The organism is Kitasatospora sp. MBT66 (genome assembly GCF_000710405.2).
GTDB lineage: Bacteria > Actinomycetota > Actinomycetes > Streptomycetales > Streptomycetaceae > Kitasatospora > Kitasatospora purpeofusca.
Genome location: NZ_JAIY01000016.1, coordinates 75,020 through 96,459 on the forward strand (window position 1 = coordinate 75,020; position 21,440 = coordinate 96,459).

Sequence of the window (21,440 nt, forward strand, 5' to 3'; positions counted from 1 at the left end):
CACCGGGCGACGGCCCCGCGTATGGAGCGGCGGAGGGCCGGGGCCGCGGCGGGCACCGCGGCCCGGGAACGGCCCCGTCCGGGGTGGATCAACACATCGTTCATACCGAATAGGACGATTCGAGACCCTTCCGCGGTTCACCGGATCTTGATCGGGTTCCCCGGGGCGGTCACGCTCGGGGCCGTGCCGGCGCCTGCCGTCCCGGTGAGGGTCGCGTGCACCGGCTCACCGGGAGTCCCGGTGAGCCTGCGGGCGTCCCGTGCACCGGCTCACCGGGGGTCGCGGTCGAAGACCCGCTTCGACCAGCGGTGGCCGAGCGCCGTCAGGCCCAGGCACCAGGCGACGGCGAGCCAGCCGTTGTGGCCGATCCCGGTCCCGAGCAGCAGTCCGCGGAGGGTCTCGATGGCGGGGGTGAAGGGCTGGTACTCGGCGATCGGCCGGAACCAGCCCGGCATGGCGTCGAGCGGGACGAAGGCGCTGGAGACCAGCGGCAGGAAGATCAGCGGCAGCGCGTTGTTGCTGGCCGCCTCCGCGCTCGGGCTGACCATGCCCATCCCGACCGCGATCCAGGTGAGCGCCAGGGCGAACAGGGTGAGCAGCCCGAACGCGGCGAACCACTCCAGCACCGTGGCGTCCGTGGAGCGGAAGCCGATGGCCACGCCGACGGCGCCGACCAGCACGACGCTGAGGACCGCCTGCAGCACGCTGCCGACGACATGCCCGGTCAGTACCGACCCCCGGTGGATCGCCATCGTCCGGAAGCGGGCGACGATGCCCTCGGTCATGTCGTTGGACACCGAGACGGCCGTGCCGACCGTGGTGCCGCCGATGGTCATCAGCAGGATGCCCGGCACGAGGTAGGCGACGTACGCGGAGCGGTCGGCACCGGCGCCGCCGATGCCCGCGCTCATCACGTCGCCGAAGACGTAGACGAAGAGCAGCAGCAGGACGACCGGCGTGAGCAGCAGGTTCAGGGTCAGCGACGGGTAGCGCCGGGCGTGCAGCAGATTGCGCCGCAGCATGGTCGACGAGTCGCGGACGGCTAGGGACAGGGAACTCATCGGACGACCTCCTGGGTCCGGTGCGGCGGCGTGGGACCGCCGGTCAGGGCGAAGAACACGTCGTCGAGGTCGGGGGTGCGGACGGTCAGCTCGTCGGCCTCGACTCCGGCGGCGTCCAGGCGGTCGAGGATCGCGCGCAGCGTGCGCTGGCTGCCGTCGCCGGGAATCCGCAGGGTCAGGGCCGCGTCGTCCCGTTCGGCGTCCGCCAGCGCGGCGGCGGCCGCGCGGTGGGCGGCCGGGTCGGTGAACCGCAGCCGGACGTGTCCGCCGGGGACCAGCCGCTTCAGCTCCTCGGCCGTTCCCTCGGCGACGATCCGGCCGCCGTCGAGCACCGCGATCCGGTCGGCCAGTTCGTCGGCCTCGTCCAGGTACTGGGTGGTGAGGAGGACGGTGACGCCCTGGGCGACGAGTTCGCGGACGATCCCCCACATGGTGTGGCGGCTGCGGGGGTCGAGGCCGGTGGTCGGCTCGTCGAGGAAGATGATCCGCGGGTTCCCGACCAGGGTCATGGCGAGGTCGAGGCGGCGCTTCATGCCGCCCGAGTAGCCGGAGGCGGGCTTCCTGGCGACCTCGGTCAGGTCGAACCGCGCCAGGAGTTCGGCGGCGACCCGGCGGCCCTCGCCGCGGGGCAGGTGGTGCAGGTCCGCCATCAGCAGCATGTTCTCCTCCCCAGTGATCAGGCCGTCCACCGCGGAGAACTGCCCGGTGACGCCGATCGCGGCGCGTACTCCGTCCGGGGACGTGACGAGGTCGTGGCCGCCCACCTGGGCGTGGCCGCCGTCGGCGCCGACGAGGGTGGAGAGGATCTTCACCGTGGTGGTCTTGCCGGCGCCGTTGGGCCCCAGCAGCGCGAACACCGAGCCGGCCGGGATCCGCAGATCGATGCCGTCGAGGACGGTCCGGTCGCCGTAGGACTTGCGCAGGCCGACCGCGGTGACGGCGGCGGGTGCCGGGGTGGAGTCGGGGTTTCTGGATGCGGGCATGACAAACGAGGGCATGTGGTCCTCCCGTTCGGGGACTCGGTGACGACTGATTGGTGCGCGGAGGGGCAGTTCGGGGCGTGCGTGCGGAGGTCGGACCGGGGGCGAAGTCGTGGGGAGGGGCCGCGGGGTGGGGCCGCGGGATCAGGGCTTGGCGCGGAGGACGTCGATGTTGCCGTACCGGGTGCGGGCGCGGACCTCGACGGTGTCCTCGGACTTCCCCGGGGCGTCGGAGGCGGAGAGCATGTTGCGGACCTGGCCGGAGGCCGAGCCGAGGTCCAGCCAGGCCGCCGTGCCCTCCCGGATGCCGACCTCGATGGCGCCGTAGGAGGTCTCCAGTTGGACGCTGCCCCGGGCCACCTCGCCGATGCGCAGGGTGCCGTGGGCGGTGGTGGCGGCGACCGAACCGCCGGCCCGCCGGACCTCGATGTCGCCGTTGGCCCCGCTCACCCGGAGATCACCGTTGGCGAGGTCGACGGTCGTGGTGCCGTGGGTGTTCTTCAGTACGGCGGGGCCGTCGATCCGGCCGATCCGCAGGCTGCCGGAACTGGTGGTGACCTCCGCCTCGCCCTCGATCCGCTCCACGGTGACCGAGCCGTGCGCGGCAGCCAGCCGCAGCGGGCCGGTGGTGTCGAAGCGGACGTCCCCGGAGGAGGTCTTCACCTCGGTCTCGCCCAGCCGCCCCTCGCCCAGCACCTGGACCCAGGCGCCGCCCACCTCGATCCGCGAGTCCGCGGGCAGCTCGACCGTAACGTCCACGGTGCCGACGCGGCCGACGAGGTAGCGCGGCTTGGGCGTCCGGACGGTGAGCACCCCGGCGGCGAAGGAGACCTCGGTCTGCTCGGCGGACCGCACGTCCAGGTCCTTCTTCGGATCGCGCGGCCGCACCTCGACGACGGTGTCCGGCCGGTCGACGGCGATGAAGTGGATGGAGCCGGCCTCGACGTGCGCGGTGACGGCGATCGGGTCGGGAGTGTCGAACGAAGGCATGGTGATCCCGTCCTCGGGGGTGTCCGGTGGGGGCCCGGCGGGTCGGTCCGGCGGCCGGCGCCACCGCTTGACGGTGCTACCGGCGTACCGGACCGACCTCGCGCTGCGGGCTCCCGGCATGGGCGCTGAGGTTCATTGACGCCATGATGGCACCATGGTGACGCCAAGCGCAAGCCTTTTGTGCACCCGAGTGGCACTGGATGGGCGACACCTGCTCCGTCCGGGCGAAGACGGCACCCTCGGGCCCGTGGCACCAGGGCACCGGGACGGCACCCTGACCCGACCGGACCGACCGACACCGTCCTCCGAACAGCAGTGGCAGCACTGGCGCCACTTCGGCGCCAGCTGACGCCACAGGCGGCACACCTCAGGCGCCGCCCGCCCCCTCGTCCACGCCCACCAGCAGCCACCGCGCCGGCAGCTCGATCCGGTCGCCGTCCGCCGTGAACTCCGTGGTGGCCAGCGGCATGTCACCGGAGTCCAGGACCGCCAGCCCGGCCGCGCCGAACAGCTCCGCGAAGGCCGCGTCCGCCACCTCGGCCGGGGCCAGCCCGTGGGCGAACACCGGGCGCAGCTTCGGCGGCGGCCCCGCGGGCCCCCCGGCCAGGTCCGCCAGGAACCGCTTGGCCGCCTCGGCCAGCTCGACCACGAACGCCCGGCCGCGCCGCCCGGCCAGCACCGCGACGGCCTCGGCGACCGGCCCCCGGTCGGCCGGATCGCTCTGGTGGATCACCCCGCGCAGATAGAGGTTGACGTCGCCGAGGCGGTCGTGGAGCGCGCGGACGGCTGCGGCGTCGGTGGCGTCCAGCCGGGCGTACTCGGCCGATCCGGCCGGGTCGTTCCGCCGGGCCAGCTCCACGGCGGCCTCCGACAGGTCGACCCCCAGCACCCGGGCGAACCGTCCGGCCAGGAAGCGCGTCTGCGTCCCGCTGCCGCAGCCGAGGTCGATCAACGGCAGCTCCGGGTCGACCAGCCCCGGCCGGAACAGCGCGAGGTGGCGCTCCGCCACCAGGGCCGCCTCCGCGTCCCAGATCACCGCCCCGGGCTCGTCCGGCGCATCCCGCCAGAACCCCTCCCAGGCACCCAGGTACCGACTCGTCACAGTCATGACGGAGACCTCCAAGCGTCACTCACAGTGGCCGCAATGTATCCGTCAGTCGTCGTCCCCGGTGGCCGCGGCAGCACGGAAAGGCACGCGGGCGTGGCAAACACTCACCCCTTCGAGTGAGGGCGCATCATGCGGGGTTGATCAGTACGACGAACTGACTTCGCATCACCCCAATGGCGTGCACATGGCGGCGCGATAGCGTCGCCGCCGACCGTGATCGACTCGGAGGGGTGGAGTGGCGTGCACAGTACAGTGAAGGCGGACCGGCGGCTGCTGGTCAGCGTGTTCGGACCGCAGGAGGCCCGGGAGGCCGTGCTCGGGGGAGCCAGGATCATCGACAGCGAGGACCCGCGCAGCGCCCTCGGCACCATCAAACCGTGCCGGATCATGGACATCGCCGACGCCGTGCTCGCCGCCCGCCGCGACCTGCCGGTGCAGCTGAGCACCAACATCGGCGAGGACCAGCTGCTGCACCGGCGCGCGGCCAACGGCCTCGCCGTCGCCAAGTCCCCCTACGAGACGGTCGGCAAGGCCGCCCAGGCCGCCCTCGGTGTCGCCGCCGCGATGGGCACCCTGGTCCACCCCTGCCCGATCGTGAAGGTCGGCCTCGACGGCATGGACGTCGACCGGCTCGGCGACGTGCTGGGCGAGATCACCGCGACCCTGCGCCGGGTGGACGGACTGCGCCGGACCAGGGTGATGTCCGTGCTGTTCGCCCAGGACCTCGACCTGTGGGACGCGCGGAAGACCCTGCCGCAGGTCCGCCGCGCCCTGGTCGGACTGCGCGAGTACGACCCGTCCGCGCCGGACGCCCCCGGTGCCTTCGACCTGGCCGGCCTCGCGGACGCCCTGCTCGCCGAGGACGGCCTCCCGCTCTTCCCGGACGCCCCCGGCACCCGCCCGACCGAGGCAGAGCTCAAGGCCCGCGGGGCCCTGCCGGCCGCCGCAGGCGGCACCCACGTCACGGTCAACGAGCCCTTCGCGCACGCCGATCACGGCCTGACCCGGCAGCGCCGCACCGACCGCGAGGCGATCCGCGCCATGGTCGAGGCGAGCGCGGCGGCCGGCGCGGACGCCATCATGATCGACACCAGCATTCTGCTCAAGGTCGCCAGGATCGGCCTGATCTCCACGGCCGGCAACGAGGAGGTGGTCGACCTCGACGCCCACGACACCGACGCCCACGGCCTGACCCGGAGGGGCATCCTCACCCTCGACGAGATCCGCTTCTTCGTCGACCTGTGCCACGCCCGCGGCCTGGAGGCCAACCTGGCCGGCTCGGTGCAGAGCCACCAGGCGCAGCAGATCTGGCGACTGGTCCCGGATCTCGACCAGTTGTCGGCGCGCGGCGGCGTGGTCGCCCCGTCCCGCGACCCGCTGCGCGGCACCGGTGCGGACACCCGGCACGAGCGGGTCGTGCAGAGCGAGCTGGTCGCCGGCCTCGTCCCGCCGGAGCAGGGCGGCCACCTGGTCGTGCCGGAGCACATGGCGCGCTCGCCGAAGTTCCGCACGGACCTGGACGCCCTGCTCGCCCGGCACCCCGGCCTCGCGGTCCGGTTCGCCGGGCCCGACGGCATGCCGGACGGCACCGCGGACTGATCCGCGGGAGCAGGTCGCCGGGGTTCCGGCCGGGCCGCGTGGCCGGAGGGACAGCGCGTCGCCGTCCCTCCGGCCACGCGGTGGCGTCAGGTGTTGGTGATGCTGCCGCAGTTGGCGATCGGGACGAAGCCGTAGGCGACGATCACGGCCGGGTGGGCGCAGATCCAGCCCTGCGGTCCGAAGACGCTCCGCAGCGCGACGCCGTGGGCGTTGGTGCCGGTGTACTCGGCGGAGCGGAAGATGTGCCACAGCGATCGGCCGTAGGGCGTCGCGAGGAACGGCGCGTTGATGTTCTGCGAGGCGTCGACGGGCGCGATCGCGTTGACGCTGCGCAGGGTCAGCGGCCCGGGCGACTCCACCGCCGTGCCGTGGCCCCGATGGACCTGGTCGATGTAGACGCCGACCGAGTACGGGAACACCACGTCGATGTCGTCGAGCACCGGGTCGGTGCCCCGGTCGTTGCGCGGCCCAGAGGTCACGCAGGCACCGGGGACGATCGCCGTACCGCCGCCGAGGGCCTTCAGGAAGGCGACCCGGGTGTCCGAGGTCGACTGCGGCAGGTACGGCTTGATGGTGGCGTTGGCGAGGGAGGGATCGATCTGCAGCCAGTTGGTGGCGGTGCATTCGTAGATGGCCTTGAGCTGGGCGGTGGTGAGGTTGACCGGTGCGTGGCCGCCCGCCTTGGCCGACCAGGTGACGGCGTCCCTGGCGAACGGCACGAAGGAGTACGGCTTGGGGTCGCCCGGCGACACGCTGCGCGAGGAGCGGGCGAAGTCCAGCGTGCTGATCGTGGTGTTGATCAGCGCGGTGAAGCCCGGCCCGGAGCCGTCGGGCCGGTTGATCGACAAGGCGCCGGCCTTGGGGGTGATCGGGTTGGTGCCGGTCACGTCCCAGCTGTAGAGGCGCGGCAGTCCGGGCAGGGCGGCCGCGTTGTAGTCGACGGAGGTCCTGTTCATGAACCGCTGGGTGGTGTCGACGCCGACGCCGACCAGATCGGTGGCGGCCGGCACGACACCGGCCGGCGGGTCGGCCACCGCTGCCGGTGCCGTCACGGCGAAGGCGCACAGGGCGGCGGCGAGGCCGGTCGCCGCACGGGCGAATGTCGAACGCATCGAGGATCCCCTCCTGGGTACCGTCCCTCCGGCCGGACCGGCCGGGGGTGCGGTCATCCTCGATCGCGGGCCTGGTCGCCGACAATGCCGTTGATCCCGCAACTCGCGCCCGGCACATTCGAGTTGAGCACGGTCGACCTGCTTGTGCGGTCCGGACGGGCAGCGGCGGACGGGCCGAGAATTCTTCCCCCGGCCACCCGGCGGCGGTCGGCGGACCGACCCCCGCCGGGTGGCCGCCCGATGGCCGACGGACGGCCGACGGACGGCCGACGGGTGGCCTACGGGTGGCCGACGGGTCAGGCGAGCTTCTGGCAGAGCAGCGCGTACGGCCGCGCCGCCCAGAGCTGCCACCAGGGCTGGCTGTAGGCCACCCCGGCGACGAACTCGTCGTCCGCGCACTGGCCCTTGCCGAAGCCGTACGCGAAGTCGCCACCACCGGCCACCGCCGGGCGGTTGTCGCCCTTGTCGAACCACAGGGTGCGGCTCGCGGTGCCGAGCGGGGTGGCGGACTCGGCGCAGAGCACGCCGAGCGTCCGGCCGTTGCGGCTGTAGCCGGAGACGAAGGAGCCGGCGGGGCACTGCGCCTTGGCGTAGCCCGGCGCCCAGTCGGTGTTCACGTACGTCCCGCCGTGGTCGACGACGTAGCCGTGGTTCGCGCCCCAGAGGTTCGCGCGGGTGACGTCGCTGCACAGGCCGTTGTCGCTGCCGTGGGCGAGGCCCAGCAGCCGGGTGCCGTCGGGGCAGGAGGCCTTGAGGGCCGACGGGTCCCAGTCCGGCCGGGTCCGCAGGTAGGCGGACTGGTTGTCGTCGATCAGACCCGCGCTGAGCGTGGTCCAGTTCACCAGCGGCACCGGGGACTGCCCGGCACTCCAGGACGTGATCGGCCACTCGCGGTGGAACGCGAGGAACGGCAGGTCCTGTTCGAGGACCGGCGTGCCGAGGACGACGAGGCGGGCCATCAGCGCCCCGTTGATGTCGAGTCCGCCGTAGAGGGCGATCGTGCCGTTGACCTCCGGCTCGGGGTGGGTGGCGTCCAGGAGCACCGAACCGTTCACCGCCACCCGAAGGTAAGGCTCGATCGACGCCTTGACGCCGACCGTGTCGTAGAGGGCGACGGAGGCTTCGGCGAGCAGCCCGGCCTTCGCCGTGGCGGAGCCCCGGAGGTCGAGGCGCAGCGGGGAGACGGTGGAGGTGCCGGGGTCGGTGGTGGTGGTCCAGCCCGGGCCCTTGACGTAGTCGGAGTGGACGCCCCAGGTGCCGTCGTACGCCTGCTCCGCGTCGAGGGTGACGGTGCCGTCGGCGCTGATGTCGGCGTAGAGGGTGAAGGCCAGGTTGATCACCACGGGCAGGACGCCGACCATGACCACCGGGCTGGCGCTGTACGAGGCCAGGGCGATCCGGACCGGGCCGGTGCTGCCGGTGAGGGCGGCGCTGACGTGCCAGTCGGCGTGGGCGCCCAGGGTGAAGCCGATCCGGGCCTGCTGCGGGTCGATCAGGCCGAGGCCGCCCCGGTAGGAGAAGTCGACGGCGGGGTGGAGTTCGACCGAGCCGGAGAGTTTGGCCGAGGAGCCGCCCGGCAGCGGGACGGTGGCGTCGGCGCTCAGCCCGAGGCCGCCGGAGACCGAGCCGCTGCCGGAGGTCGGGCCGATGTCGCTGGTGACCTGGAGGCCGCTGATCCAGGGCTTGACCTCGAAGGCGGCGGGGCTTATCGCGCTGTGCAGGTCGGCGCTGGTCGCGCCGAGCAGTTCGGGGAGGGTCGCCGGGCGGGTGGTGACGGCGACCGTCCCGTCGGCGGCGGGCTGGACGCCGGTGACGGCGACCAGTGCGCCGTGCGGGGCGGCCGGGGTGGGCGGACTGTCGATCAGCTGGCCCGGCTGGACGGCGGCCGCGGCGGGCGCGGCGGATCCGCTCGGGGCCGCTTCGGTCTTCGCCGCTCCCTCGGCGGACTCCGTCCCGGCCGGGGCGAGTACGGCGGTGCCGGCCTTCGGGTCGTAGGAGGAGAGCGCGAGTGCCGGGGCGGCGGTGGTGGTGGCGGGCGCGCTGCCCTGCGCCGGCCTCACCACGGTGGCCTCGGGGGTGGTGTCGGTGCTCGGCGGGGCGAGCTTCGTGGGCAGGTCGGCCACGCCGGGGGCTCCGGGCGAACCGGGGGCTTCGGGGGCCTCGGCGCGGGCGGAGGCGGTGGTGGCGGGCGCGGTGGTCGTACTGGTCGAGCTGGTCGTGGTGGGCGCCGGGCCGGCCGCGGTGGCCGAGGTCGCGCCCAGGACGCTGCCGCAGAGGAGGAGCACGGTCGTTGTCGCGGCGGCTGACAGCGTCAGCTTGCGCACGGTCACGTGGAGGGTCCCTTCGTGTCAACGGTGCGATGGTGGTGCCGACTTGTGGTCGGCCGGGTCGCCGGTGGCTCCGGCAGCCGGGAAGCTAGCAGTCGGCGGAGGGCGTCTCCTGGTGCTATGTGACGTTTCACAGGTCGCGATCATCAAGATGTCATGTCCCCGACGTTGAAGCTTTGCCCCGTGCTCGCCACCCCGGGAGGCCGGGGCGGCCGACCGTCATGGCCGAGCGGTCGACCCGGGTGGCCGCCTCGGCCGGGGAGCGCGTGAACGGTGGACCGCGGACGGCGGGACCGCGGACGGCAGGACCGTGGACGGCAGGACCGTGGACCGCGGGACCGGTCGCATCGTGATTCCCCTCGGCAGGCGGCGCACACGGGAGTCGGGCGCGCAGGCCGTTCAGCCGGACAGCGCGGAATCGGCACCGCACGCTCCTTCACTGAACTCGCGCACCCCCAGGGCGACAAGCGGCCCGCCGGGGGCGCTCGGGGGCGCGCCGGAGCACACGCGCGAAACGCGCGAGACCGCCTGCGGACACGGGTGCGCCGCCCCGGGGCGACCCGCCTCGACCTGCGGTACCCCCGGACCGGCTGCGGGAGGCGCGTCCGCACGGTCGGCGGGCCCGGGAGGCGCCGGGCCCAACGGCCTTACGTCAACACGGCGATGACGAAGTTCACCTGCCGGGGTGGAGTAGCCGGCGAATCCGTCAGTAGGCCAACCATCCTGTCCTGTCGGGGTGCTAAGACTACGAAGCATGCGCGACAGGGCGCGACGGTCGACCGGGACGGGCCGGCACGGGAGGAGGCGGGGCGGATGCGGGTGAGTGGAGCGGGCGGGGAGAGCCGGACGGTTGCCGTGGCCGGAGTGGACTTCGGCTGGGGCAGCTCCGGGAAGCTGAGTGCGGTGCTGGCCGCCCTGCAGACCCGCGGCGGCGAGCGGACCAGGTTCGTCGGGCTTGCCTCGGGGCTGGGCCGGCCGGTGCTGGCGGGCTCGCCCGTGGAGCGCTGGTTCGACCTGCCGGACGCGGAGCCGGAGCGGGAGCTGGCGCGGATCGTCCGGGAGCAGCGGGTCGAAGCGGCCCTGGTGGTGCTGGACGGCGGGCTGGCCCGGGCCCTCGGCGACTGCGGGGTCCCGGTGGTCTTCGTGGACAGCCTGCCGTTCCTCTGGACGGAGGGGGACCGCGCCGAACTCCCCCTGGACGCCGAGGTCTACTGCGCGCAGCGGTGCGTCGACCTCCCGCCGGAGTGCACCGGGGTGCTGGCCGACGTGCGGCGGCTGCGCTGGGTGGACGCGGTGATCGCCGGGGGCGGGGCCGACCGGCGCGCCGTTCCCGGGCCGCGTCCGCGCCGGGCCCTGGTCAGCCTGGGCGGGCTGCGCGCGCCCCAGCTCGACGACTGGGCGAGCTATCCGCAACTGGTGCTGCCCGCCGCGCTGGAGGCCCTGGCCGCGTCCGGGGTCGAGGAGGTGCACGTCGCCGGGAACCTCCCGGCCTGGCTGGCCGGGCAGTTGGTGGACTCCTGTCCGGTGCCGGCGGCCACCACGGTCGGCGCGCTCGCGCACGAGGACTTCCTCCACCGCCTCGCCGAGTGCGACGTGCTGCTCGCCTCCCCCGGTCTGACCACGCTGCTGGAGGCCGGCCGGCTGGCCGTGCCGACGGTCTGCCTGCCGCCGCAGAACCTCAGCCAGATCTTCAACGGCCGCTTCCACGAGCGGGCCGTGGGCGCCGGGTCACGGGTGGTCTGGCCGAAGGAGGTGTTCGCCGAGGACGAGGCGCTGGCCCTGCGGGCCGGCGGCGAGGGGCGCGCGCTCGACCTCATCTACGGCGGCATCGCCCGGGCCGCCCAGCAGCACCGGCGCGCCACCTCCGCCGCGGTGCGGGGCCTGGTCGCCGAGGCGCTGCGCCGGGTGGAGCGGGAGCCCGGCACCGACTGGGGCGCGCTGACGGCCGAGGTCGGCACCGGGGGTGCGGCCCAGGTCGCCGACGCGCTGGTCGAAGTCCTGGGGGCCGCCGGCCCCGCCCGCTGATCCGTCCGACCGCTCCGACCGCTCCGACCACCACCTTCGACGAAAGGGTCCGGGTGTCCGCCCCCACGCCAACGCGCGCTCGCTACCTGTTCATCCGCATCCTCGAAGCCTGCAACGCCGACTGCTTCATGTGCGACTTCGCGCTCTCCCGCGACACGTTCCGCTTCTCCCGCTCCGACTTCGCCGAGCTTCTGCCTCAGGCCAGGGCCGCCGGGGTCGGGTACGTCCGCTTCACCGGCGGCGAGCCGCTGATGCACCCGGACGTCGTGGAGCTGGTGCGCGCCGGCGCCGAGGCGGGCATGCGGATGTCGCTGATCACCAACGGCTCGCAGCTGCCGAAGCTCGTGAAGGACCTCGCGGGGGCCGGGCTGGCCCAGGTGATCGTCAGTCTGGACGGCGCCTCGGCGGCCACCCACGACACCTACCGCCGCTCCCCCGGGATGTTCGACGCCGGGCTGCGGGGCCTGCGGCTGGCCGCCGAGCTGGGGGTGCTGCCGCGCGTCAACACCGTCGTCGGGCCGCACAACTACACCGAGATGCCGGAGCTGCGCCGGGTGCTGACGGAGGCCGGGGTGCGGCAGTGGGAGCTGTCCGCGCTCAAGCTGGACCGCTCGATCCGCTACCCCGACCCGGACCATGTGCGGGAGGTCTGCGACCCGCTCTACGCGGCCGGTCCGCAGAGCGGGCTCGTCCCGATGGGCAAGCGCTTCTACGGCGACACCCCGGAGGAGCAGTGGCGCTACTTCGAGGAGTCCACCCCGCCCCGGGCCTCGCTGCCGCTCTGCCACGTCACCGACGACGTGATCTACATCGACGGGCGGCGCGGCCGGATGCACGCCTGCAGCTGCATCCCGCACCGGGAGGACGCCGACGGCCCCGGGGGTGCGCCGATCCGCGAGAACGGCGTGCTGCTGCTGGACACCCCGGCCTTCCGGGAGCACGTCGAGCACTTCCGCGAGAACGGCCCCCGGGTGTGCAGCGGCTGCTCGACCACGGCGGCCGGCTACAGCGACGACGTGGCCAGGCTCGGAGAGGTGGCACCGTGGCGGTACTGACGACCGCTCCGGCGGTGACGACCGCCGGCCCGACGGTGCTGCTCGCCTGCCGGGAGCAGCAGTTGGACTCCGTGCTGGCGCTGCGCCGGGTGGCCGCCCATCTCGGCGACCTGCCCCGGTCGACCGACAACGGGCACGCGCTGCCGGACCAGACCCTGCCCGGCGCCGCGCTGGTCTGCGACGAGGAGGCGACGACCGCGCGCCTGGCCCGCCTCGGGGTACCGGTACTGCACCTGCGCTCGGCCCCCGGCGCCGCCCTCGCCCCACTCCCCGTCGACCGGATGCTCACCCGCGCCCAGTGGCCCGGCTGGCTGGAGCACCCGGCCGGCGAGCGGCCCACCGGGCTGCTGGCGCCGGCCCGGCTGAGCCGTCGGCGGGAGCGGCGCGGCACCCTGCTGCTGCTCTCGTTCTGGGGCGTCCCGCCGCCCGAGGCGGAGGCCTTCGCCACCGGGCCGCTGCCCGCGCTCGTCCGGGAGGCCGTAGGCCGCACCGGTTCCTGCGCCGTGGTCGGGGACACCGGGCTCGACCCGGTCCGCGAGGCCACCGCCGGCCTGCCCGGGGTGACGGTCGACGCGGCGGCCGAGGTCGACGCCGACGAACTGCACGCCCGCGCCGAACTCCTGCTCGCCTCGCCGACCTGGGCGGCCGTCGCACTGGCCCAGGCCCGGCGCGCACCGCTCGCCTTCCTCCCGGCGCTCGGCACCGCCCAGCGGGACCTCGCCGAGCGGGTCACCCGGCTGGTTCAGGTGCCCCGCGCCGCCGACCCCACCGATCCCGCGCTCTGGCAGCCGCCCTCGCCCGAGGAGCAGTGGGGCGCCGTCGGCCCCGGGCTCGACGATCTGCGCGGCGCGCAGGGCGTCGCCCGCACCGTCCGCCAACTCCTGCTCGCGCCGCCGTAGTCCGCTCACCCCGAAGTCCGCTCACCCCGAAGTCCGCTCACGCCGAAACCCACTCACGCCGTAGTCCACGCCGCAACCGCCGCAGCCGCAGCCGCCGTGCCCACCGCCGTCGCCCGACGTCCCCCCTCGTACGGAGCCACGCCATGTCCCACACCGCCCCCACCGACCGCGAAGACACCACCGGACCGCCCCCGGCCAGGCCCGCCCCGGAGCAGGCCGAGTGGGACGACTGGCGCTGGCACATGCGCAAGCGCGTCAACACCGTCGAGAAGGCCCGGGAGTGGATCAACCTCACCGAGGGCGAGGAGCGGGCCATCGCCGGAGTGGCCGGCCGCTACCGCTGGAGCATCACCCCGTACTACGCCTCGCTGATGGACCCGGACGACCCGCTCTGCCCGGTCCGCCAGCAGGCCGTACCCGCCGCCGAGGAGCTGCTGGAGTTCCCCGGCGCCGAGGTCGACCCGGTCGGGGACACCCTCTACCGGCGCACCAACCGGGTGGTGCACAAGTACCCGGACCGGGTGATCCTGCTCGTCACCGAGGCCTGCCCGGTCTACTGCCGGCACTGCACCCGCAAGTTCCACACCACCGACCTCCAGGGCAGCTACTTCCGGGACGACGAGGGCGGCGCCTACGACGAGGACCTCCGCTACATCGCCGAGCACCCGGAGATCCGGGACGTGCTGCTCACCGGCGGCGACCCGCTCTCCTACCAGGACGGCCGGCTGGAGGAGATCGTCGCCGGGCTGCGCGCCATCCCCAGCGTGGAGATCATCCGGATCGGCTCGCGCTTCCCGGTGCTGCTGCCGCAGCGGATCACCGAGGAGCTGTGCACGATGCTCTCCCGCTACCACCCGGTGTGGCTGAACACCCACTTCAACCACCCCAAGGAGATCACCCCCGAGTCCGCCGCCGCCGTGGACCGGCTGCTGCGCCACGGCATCCCGGTCGGCAACCAGACCGTGCTGCTGCGCGGGATCAACGACGACGTCGCGACCATGCGCCGGCTGATGACCGAGCTGCTGCGCATCCGGGTCCGCCCGTACTACCTGTACCACTGCGACAACGTCACCGGTGTCGCCCACTTCATGACCTCGGTCGAGAAGGGCTGGGAGATCATGGAGGGCCTCCAGGGCCACATCACCGGGTTCGGCGTCCCGCAGTACGTGCTCACCACGAAGATCGGCAAGATCCCGGTCTCCCGCCCCTCCTTCACCGAGACGCCCGACGGCGGCCTGCTGCTGCACAACTTCCGCGGCCAGCAGCTGCTCGTCGACGCCTCGACGCACCCGATCACGGAGACGGACGCCCGATGACCCTCCACCAGCGGCAGGGCCAGCGCTTCCTGCCCTACGGCGCCAACTACCTCGACTGGTCCGACATGGCGGAGCTCAAGGAGGTGATCGACCACCAGGTGCTGTTCCGGTACCAGACCGAGCAGGAGAGCATGGCCTCCCGGCTGGAGCGCCGGGTGAGCGAGCGGCTCGGCGTCGCCCACACCCTGGCCGTGCACAACTGCACGGAGGCGCTGCGGCTGGCGCTGATCTCCACCCGCCCCTCGATCGGCGACCCGGTGTACATCCCGGCGGTCACCTTCGTCGCCGTGGCCGGAGCGGTGCTGTCCTGCGGGCTGATCCCGGTGCTGGTCGACGCCGACGAGTCGCTCGCCCTGGACCGGACCCTGCTGCCGCCGGACGCCCAGCGGGTGATCGTGGCCCACATGGAGGGCTCGGTGGCCACCCTGCCGGAGGGCGTGCCCTATCTGATCGAGGACTGCGCCCAGACCCTCGGCGGGCGCTTCCCGGACGGCCGGGAGGTCGGCACGACGGGCTACGCCGGGGTGTTCAGCTTCCACCACAACAAGGTGCTGACCTCCGGGGAGGGCGGCCTCGTCGTCACCGGCGACGAGCACGCCGGGGCCACCATGCGCTGCTACCACGACCACGGTTCGGCGCGGGTTCCCGGCCACTACCCGACCTGGGACCAGGACGCCCACTACGGCGAGAACTTCGTCACCAGCGAGGAGGTCGCGGCCGTCCAGTGCCAGCAGTTCCGGCACCTGGACGAGGTGCTGGCCGGGCTGGAGCGGATGTACGCGCTCGCGCTGGCCGAGCTGCCCGGCCGCACGGACATCCGGCCGCTGCCGCGCGCCCGCGGCGACGTCAAGGTGAGCATGCGCCTGCGCTGCGAGTCCCGGGAGCTGCGGGACGCCGCCGTGGCGGCCCTCACCGCCGAGGGCATCGCGCACTGGACGCTCGGCAAGTACCTGCTGCCCGAGCACCCGGTGCTCACCGGCCGCCGCTCGCTGTACGCCGACGGGTTCCCCTGGAACCACGCCCCCGAGGGGCCGCTCCTGATCAGCCGGGACGGCTTCGCCCGCACCCGCGACCTGCTGGACCGCACCCTGTGCCTGCCGCTCTCCCCCGAACTGCCGGAGGCCGAGCAGGCGGCCGCGGTCAAGACGATCCGCCGCGTCCTGGAGACGGTGTGAGCGGCGCCGGCCCGGTGCTGCTCATGGTGGACGACCGGCCGTCCACCTTCACCCGGTACGCGGCCCGCACGCTCCCCGAGCACCTCGTGCTGCTGCGCTTCGAGGATCTGCGCGCCGACCTCTCCGAGGAGCACCTGCGCCGCACCTCCCACCTGCCCGCCTTCTGGGTGCGGGCCGGGGAGCCGCTGGAGCGGGAGGCGGAGCGCTACCACGCCTGGGCCGCCGCCGAACTCCCGGCCGTGCCCGAGCGGTTCTGCAACCCGTCCGAGCCGAGGCAGGCGCTCGCCCAGCGCTTCGCCGCCCTCGCCGGGCTGCCGCACCTGACCGAGCAGCAGGTGGCCTGGGTGCGCGACAAGGCCGCGATGAAGCAGCGCTTCCGCGAACTCGGCCTGCGCACCGCCGCGTTCGCCCGGGTCCGGGAGGCCGCCGGGATCACGGCCTTCGCCGCCGAGTACGGCTGGCCACTGGTGCTCAAGCCGGTGGACTCCTTCGCCTGCGTGGACACCCACCGGCTGGACGGTCCCGAGGCGCTGTCCGGCCTCGACCTCACCGCCCGGGACTGGATGGTGGAGGAGTTCCTCGGCGGCACCGAGTGGGAGGTGTGCGCGGTCGTCCACCGGGGCGAGGTCCTGGACGCCTGGCCGAGCGCGATGCCCTGCCGTCCGCTGGACATCGTCGACGGGGCGATGAACGCCAACATCAGCGTGGGCACCGACGAGGCGCCGCCGGTGGACCTGCGGTCGCTGCTGCAGACCGTCGTCAGCGGCATGGACATCGACCACGGCTACGCGCACATGGAGTTCTTCCTCGTCGACGGCGAGCTGTACGCCGGCGAGATCGGGCTGCGGCTGGCCGGCTGCGAGATCCCGGCCAACCACGGGCACGCGTACGGCTTCGACGTCTTCGGGGCCACCCTGGACGTCTACCGGGGGCTCGCGCCTGATCTGAGCTATCGTCAGAGACGTTGCGCGGGCGACCTGTTGCTGCCTCTGCCGGGCTCCGGGACGGTCCGCCGGATCACCCCGGCGGAGGAGCTGCTGCGTGTCCCCGGGGTGGTCGACGCCGTTCTCAAGGTCGGGGTCGGCGACACCGTCTCCGCCCGGCGCGCCTCGCACAACGCCTCGGGGTACGTCCATGTGGTCGGGGCCTCGATCGAGGAGGTGGAGCGGCGGATGCGCGACGTGCTCGGCGCCTTCGTGATCGACCTGGCTCCCGTGGTCGACCTGGTCCCGGTGGTCGATGCGGCTCCCGTGTTCGATGCGGCTCCCGCGACCGGTCCGGCCCCCGCGCGGGAAGGAGCCCGTTGAACCAGGTGAGCACCTCCACCCCGGCCCGGGACACCCTGGCCCACCGCTTCGGCACGCTGCTGCGCCGCCCGCACGTGCCCGCGGTGGCGGGGTGGAGCCTGGTCTGCCGGCTGCCGGTCTACCTGATGTCGCTGGCCACCGTGCTGGTGGTCCGCGAGCAGGGCGGCAGCTTCGCCCAGGCGGGCCTGACCAGCGCGCTCTACACCGCCGGGATGGCGGTCGGCGGGCCGCTGGTCGCCCGGCGGCTGGACCGCGCCGGCCGCCGGCCGGTGCTGCTCGCCACCGGCCTGTGCTACCCGGCGGCGCTCGCCGCGCTGGCCTGGACCACCCGGCCCGGCACCTGGGGGCAGCTGGCCGCCGCCACCGCCGCCGGGGTCGCCCTGCCGCCGGCCAACGCCTGTATGCGCTCGCTCTGGGCGCGACTGCCGCTGGCCGACAGCGAGCGGGACACCGCCTACCTCTGGGAGGCGATCCTCACCGAATTCCTGGTGATCGGGGCGCCGCTGATGCTGGCCGCCCTGATGCTGGCCGGCTCGGCCGCGCTGGCCGTCACCGCCGTGGCCGCGCTCGGCGGCGCCGGTGCGCTGGGGCTGGCCCTGGTCCGGCTACCGCCGGACACGGACCCGGACCCCGGCACCGAGCGGCGCGACCTGCTCGGCCCGCTGCGCAACCCACCGATGCTGGCGCTCACGGCCGTGATGGCGGCCAGCGCCGTGCCGATCGGGCTGCTCACCCTCGGCATCCCCGCCTTCGTGGCGGCGCACGGCTCCCCCGGCGGCACCGGCCTCGTCTACGCCTGCTGGGGCGTCGGCAGCGCGCTGGGCGCGATCTGGCTCGGGCGCTCGCAGTCCGACGTCCCGGCGGCGGTGCGCTTCCCCCGACTGGTACTGGCCTACGCGCTGGGGACGGGCCTGGCGCTGGCGGCCACCTCGCAGCCGCTGCTCGCCCTCGCCCTGGCCGTCGGCGGCGCTCCGATCGCGCTGGTGTCGGCCGTCGAAATGACCCTGGTCGGTGCGGTGGCGCCGAACGGTTCGCTGGCGGAGGCCTTCACCTGGGCCTCGCTGGCCACCGTGCTCGGCGACGCGGTCGGCCAGCAGGTCGGCGGGCTGCTGGTGGAGCCGCTCGGCGCACGCGGGGTGTTCGCCGTCGCCTTCGCCGTCGCGCTGGGCGCCGCCGTCCTGGCCTTCGCCGTCCGCCCGCTGCTCGACCGGGGCACCGCGGCCGCGACCGCCGCGGAGTGCGCCGCATGACCGGCCGCCCCGCCCCCGCACCAGTGCCGCCCACTGCCCCGTGCCACCCACCACTCCCCTCCCGCCCACGAGGTCACCGACGATGAAGCCCGAAGGCCAGCTGTTCCGGCCCGTCAAGCTCGCCCAGTTCCCCTCCGCCGTCAAGGAGTTCCTGGCCTCCTCCGAAGCCTCCACGGACACCACCGAGGACACCACCGAGGACGCCGCCCCGGGCACCTCCCCGGGTACCTCCCCGGCCGCCGCCCCCCGCCTCGCCCCGGCCACCGTCGGGGTGCCGGTCCCGATCGACGGCCGCGCGGACCTGGCGCAGAGCCTCGACCTCGCCGAGCAGCTGTACGACACCCTCCACCGCCCCCTGCCGCTCGACCTCGGCATCGTCCTCGGCGCCGACCGGCTCCCGGACGGCCTCGCCGAGCTGGCCGGGCCGCTGGCCGCCGAGTGGCTGCCCGAGGAGCGGCTCACCGACACCGCCGCCTTCCTCCGCGACCGTCCCGGCAGCCTGCTGCTGGTCGGCTGCTACGACCGGCTCACCCTCGACCCGGTGCGCTCCCTGCTGTTCGCCACCTACCGCAGCCGCACCCACGCCCTGACCCTGCTGAGCGGGCGCGACGCCGCCTCGCTCTCCTGGAGCGTCGCCAAGCAGTACGCCCGACCGGCGGCCGCGGTCGGGGCCGTCGGGCTGTTCACCGACACCGACCGGCCGCCGCACCTGCCCGGCGTCCAGGTCCACGACGACCGGGACTTCGAGCGGGTCGACATCCAGGCCGCGATCCTCGGCACGCACTGGCGCAAGGTCGCCTTCCAGGGCCACGGCAAGGACGACAGCGTCAACCTGGGCGAGTTCACCATCTGCGGCCTCAGCCCGGCCGCCGAGGCCCGGCCCGGGCTGCTCGGCCCGCGCTGCTCCTACGGGCTGCCCTGCTACAAGCCCGAGGACAAGCTCGTCCCGCTGCACCGGGTACCGGCCGTCGAGGTGGTGCTCAGCGCCTGCAACAGCGGCCCGCTGGCCGACCTCGCGCTGTACGACCCGAAGTACCAGCTGCTGCTCAACGCGCTGGACGGTCCGGCCCGCACCGTGGTCGCCGCCGTGTCGGTGCACGACTCCGACCGGCCCGAGAACGTCGCCTGGATGCGCGCGGCCCTCACCGGCGGCGACACCGTGGACACCCTCAACGCCAGCCTGGCCGGTTCGCACCCGTACCCGGCGTTCCTGCGGTTCGGCCTGCCCGACGCCACCGCGCCCGCGCCCGAGCCGGCCGACCACCGGCCCGACCCGCTGCTGCTCACCGTCGGCCGCCGGCTGAACGCCCTGCTCGGTTCCGAACTCCTGCCGCACAACCACGCCCTGCGGCCCCGGCTGACCAAGCTGGCCCGGAAGGTGGACCTCTGGGTGGCCCGGCCCACCCACCTCGCGGACCAGTCCGCCGCCGAGATCCAGGCCTCGCTCACCGCCGACCTGCAGTCCCTCGACCATGTGCTGGCCGGGCAGGTCGCGGCGGACCCCGAGGACGAGCTGATGAACTACCCGGCGCACTTCGGCGACCGCAGTTCGCTGGACCCCGAGGTGCGCGAGGTGACCTGCCACTGCGGGCGCCCGGCCCAGGAGTTCACCCGGCGCGGCCTGCTCCCGCAGATCCTCGACACCGTCTGCGCCGTCTGCATGCGCTGCGGGGACGTCACCTTCCGGCTGCCGCAGGCACCCTCGCTGCTCGCCCACAGCGCCGACGAGGTCCGGCAGGGCGGCGTCCTAAAGGTGCGCGCCGAACTCACCGCAGCCCGCACCGGCCCCGTCCGGCTCGGCCTGTTCGTCCCCACCTACCTGCGCGCGGACGTGACGGTCGAGCCCGAGCACGCCAAGGTCCGCGCCGTCGGCGGCCGGCCGACGGACGTCGCGTTCCGGGTCCGCTTCGACCCGGCCACCGCCCCGCAGGCCTACTACTTCACCGTGTTCGCCGTCCAGGACCTCGCCGTCTCGACGGCCCGGCGCCACTTCGGCGTCCTGCCCGGCTGACCCGCCACCCCGACCTCACACCCCGAGGACACCCACTGCCATGACCAGCACCCCCACCAGCACCGAGCCCGGTGCCAAGCCCGACATCCAGCTCATCGAGCAGAACGGCGAGGTCACCCTCAGCATCGGCGGAGAGCAGGCCATGCAGGCCTGGGAGCGCGACCTCATGTGGGCGAGCGCCGACCTGCTCTGCGAGTACGGCCAGGACTTCTACGAGGTCGGGCTCGGCCTCGGCCTCTCCGCCCTGCGGATCGCGCAGAACCCGGCCACCCGCCGCCACACCGTGCTGGAACTCTTCGACGAGGTCGAGGACCTCTTCCGCGCCGAGCACCCCCAAGTACCCGAGAACCTCACCGTCGAGCGCGGGAACTTCTTCCGGCGGATCTTCGAGCTGCCCTCGGAGAGCATCGACGGGATGTTCTTCGACCCGGCCCTGGACATGGAGGTGTGGACCGACGCCGAGCTGTGGGCCCGCACCATGCCCGAGGTGGTCCGGGTGCTGCGCCCGGGCGGGGTGTTCATCCCCTTCTTCAGCACCAAGCCCGAGCTGCGCTGGCAGTACACCCCGCACTTCCGCTCGATCCGGGTCGAGCGCCATCCCTACACCGCGTACGACACCACCGAGTACACCCACGGCACCAGCGGTGACGCCTACATCCAGTGCTTCCTCAAGGACTGAGCGCCATGACCACCGACCTCACCGCCCACCTCGCCGAGCTGCCCCGGACCCTCTTCCTGGCCGGGCCGTTCATCCAGCTGCTCGACCCGGAGACCGGCGAGATGCCGCCGGGAGCCCGGGAGCCCTTCGATCTGCTGATCAAGCACTTCGAGGCGCAGGGTGTCGCCGTCCACAACGCCCACCGCCGGGAGGCCTGGGGCGCCGAGCTGATGCGCCCCGAGCAGTGCACCGCGCTCGACCAGGAGGAGATCCGCAAGGCGGAGCTCTTCGTCGCCCTGCCGGGCTCCCCGGCCTCCCCGGGCACCCACATCGAGATCGGCTGGGCCAGCGCCTTCGGCAAGCCCATCGTGCTGCTGCTCGAACGCGGCCGGGAGTACACCTTCCTGGTCCAGGGGCTGCACACGGTGGCGGAGGTGGAGGAGGTGGTCTACACCGACCTCGCCGCCTCGCTGCCCGCCGTCGACCGCGCCGTCCAGCGGGTCCTGGCCCGCCACCGCGGCGCCGCCCGACCTGCCTGACGCCCCTCCCGCCCGACCCGCCTGCCGA

17 protein-coding genes are annotated in these 21,440 nt (G+C 73.9%); 11 read left to right on the plus strand and 6 right to left on the minus strand.

All coding sequences use genetic code 11. The annotated features are described in order from the left end of the window. Positions 1–269 precede the first annotated feature (269 nt). The 4 genes from BI06_RS36310 to BI06_RS36325 form a co-directional block, all read right to left on the minus strand. Positions 270–1,061, minus strand: a complete 792-nt coding sequence (locus BI06_RS36310) for an ABC transporter permease (protein ID WP_043475506.1) — start codon at positions 1,059–1,061, stop codon at positions 270–272. Further along, the gene (locus BI06_RS36315; RefSeq protein ID WP_043475512.1) at positions 1,058–2,044 is read right to left on the minus strand and encodes an ATP-binding cassette domain-containing protein; all 987 of its coding nucleotides are present in this window, start codon (positions 2,042–2,044) and stop codon (positions 1,058–1,060) included. The genes BI06_RS36310 and BI06_RS36315 overlap by 4 nt, the downstream gene beginning before the upstream one ends. Before the next feature lie 141 nt (positions 2,045–2,185). Further along, complete coding sequence (locus tag BI06_RS36320) at positions 2,186–3,031, minus strand: DUF4097 family beta strand repeat-containing protein (protein ID WP_043476189.1); 846 nt, start codon at positions 3,029–3,031, stop codon at positions 2,186–2,188. A gap of 367 nt (positions 3,032–3,398) precedes the next feature. Next, entirely contained in the window at positions 3,399–4,139 is a 741-nt protein-coding gene (locus BI06_RS36325; protein WP_043475516.1) for a class I SAM-dependent methyltransferase, read from the minus strand. A 240-nt stretch (positions 4,140–4,379) separates the two neighbouring features. Between BI06_RS36325 and BI06_RS36330 the strand changes: the two genes are divergently transcribed. Further along, positions 4,380–5,738, plus strand: a complete 1,359-nt coding sequence (locus BI06_RS36330; protein WP_157855275.1) for a (5-formylfuran-3-yl)methyl phosphate synthase — start codon at positions 4,380–4,382, stop codon at positions 5,736–5,738. A gap of 86 nt (positions 5,739–5,824) precedes the next feature. Here the strand turns inward: BI06_RS36330 and BI06_RS36335 are convergent, their stop codons facing one another. Next, positions 5,825–6,850 (minus strand): PstS family phosphate ABC transporter substrate-binding protein, encoded by a 1,026-nt coding sequence (locus tag BI06_RS36335; protein WP_043475519.1) that lies wholly within the window; start codon positions 6,848–6,850, stop codon positions 5,825–5,827. 296 nt (positions 6,851–7,146) lie between these two features. Beyond that, a complete protein-coding gene (locus BI06_RS54880) occupies positions 7,147–9,180 on the minus strand; it encodes a hypothetical protein (RefSeq protein WP_030394604.1) in 2,034 nt (677 codons plus the stop codon). 810 nt (positions 9,181–9,990) lie between these two features. Between BI06_RS54880 and BI06_RS36345 the strand changes: the two genes are divergently transcribed. The 10 genes from BI06_RS36345 (at position 9,991) to BI06_RS36390 (ending at position 21,412) form a co-directional block, all read left to right on the plus strand. Beyond that, on the plus strand, positions 9,991–11,202 hold the full coding sequence (locus BI06_RS36345) for a hydroxymethylcytosylglucuronate/cytosylglucuronate synthase (RefSeq protein ID WP_043475521.1): 1,212 nt from the start codon (positions 9,991–9,993) through the stop codon (positions 11,200–11,202). Between the two features lie 53 nt (positions 11,203–11,255). After that, complete coding sequence (gene blsE / locus BI06_RS36350; protein WP_043475522.1) at positions 11,256–12,257, plus strand: cytosylglucuronate decarboxylase; 1,002 nt, start codon at positions 11,256–11,258, stop codon at positions 12,255–12,257. Further along, a complete protein-coding gene (blsF, locus tag BI06_RS36355; RefSeq protein ID WP_233290435.1) occupies positions 12,245–13,156 on the plus strand; it encodes a CGA synthase-related protein in 912 nt (303 codons plus the stop codon). Before blsE ends, blsF begins: the two co-directional genes overlap by 13 nt. 143 nt (positions 13,157–13,299) lie before the next feature. After that, a complete protein-coding gene (gene blsG, locus BI06_RS36360) occupies positions 13,300–14,472 on the plus strand; it encodes an arginine 2,3-aminomutase (RefSeq protein ID WP_051742677.1) in 1,173 nt (390 codons plus the stop codon). Beyond that, entirely contained in the window at positions 14,469–15,647 is a 1,179-nt protein-coding gene (locus BI06_RS36365) for a DegT/DnrJ/EryC1/StrS family aminotransferase (protein ID WP_043475524.1), read from the plus strand. The genes blsG and BI06_RS36365 overlap by 4 nt, the downstream gene beginning before the upstream one ends. Continuing rightward, positions 15,644–16,954, plus strand: a complete 1,311-nt coding sequence (locus tag BI06_RS36370) for an ATP-dependent carboxylate-amine ligase (RefSeq protein WP_233290436.1) — start codon at positions 15,644–15,646, stop codon at positions 16,952–16,954. Before BI06_RS36365 ends, BI06_RS36370 begins: the two co-directional genes overlap by 4 nt. A gap of 5 nt (positions 16,955–16,959) precedes the next feature. Beyond that, positions 16,960–18,204, plus strand: coding sequence for an MFS transporter (locus BI06_RS36375; protein WP_233290437.1), 1,245 nt, complete (start codon positions 16,960–16,962; stop codon positions 18,202–18,204). Between the two features lie 82 nt (positions 18,205–18,286). Next, positions 18,287–20,215, plus strand: a complete 1,929-nt coding sequence (locus BI06_RS36380) for a hypothetical protein (RefSeq protein ID WP_043475526.1) — start codon at positions 18,287–18,289, stop codon at positions 20,213–20,215. A 40-nt stretch (positions 20,216–20,255) separates the two neighbouring features. Further along, entirely contained in the window at positions 20,256–20,894 is a 639-nt protein-coding gene (locus BI06_RS36385) for a class I SAM-dependent methyltransferase (protein WP_030394613.1), read from the plus strand. A gap of 5 nt (positions 20,895–20,899) precedes the next feature. Then, positions 20,900–21,412 carry a nucleoside 2-deoxyribosyltransferase gene (locus BI06_RS36390; protein WP_051742680.1) on the plus strand — a complete coding sequence of 171 codons (513 nt, stop codon included), beginning with the start codon at positions 20,900–20,902 and terminating at the stop codon, positions 21,410–21,412. Positions 21,413–21,440: the final 28 nt, after the last annotated feature.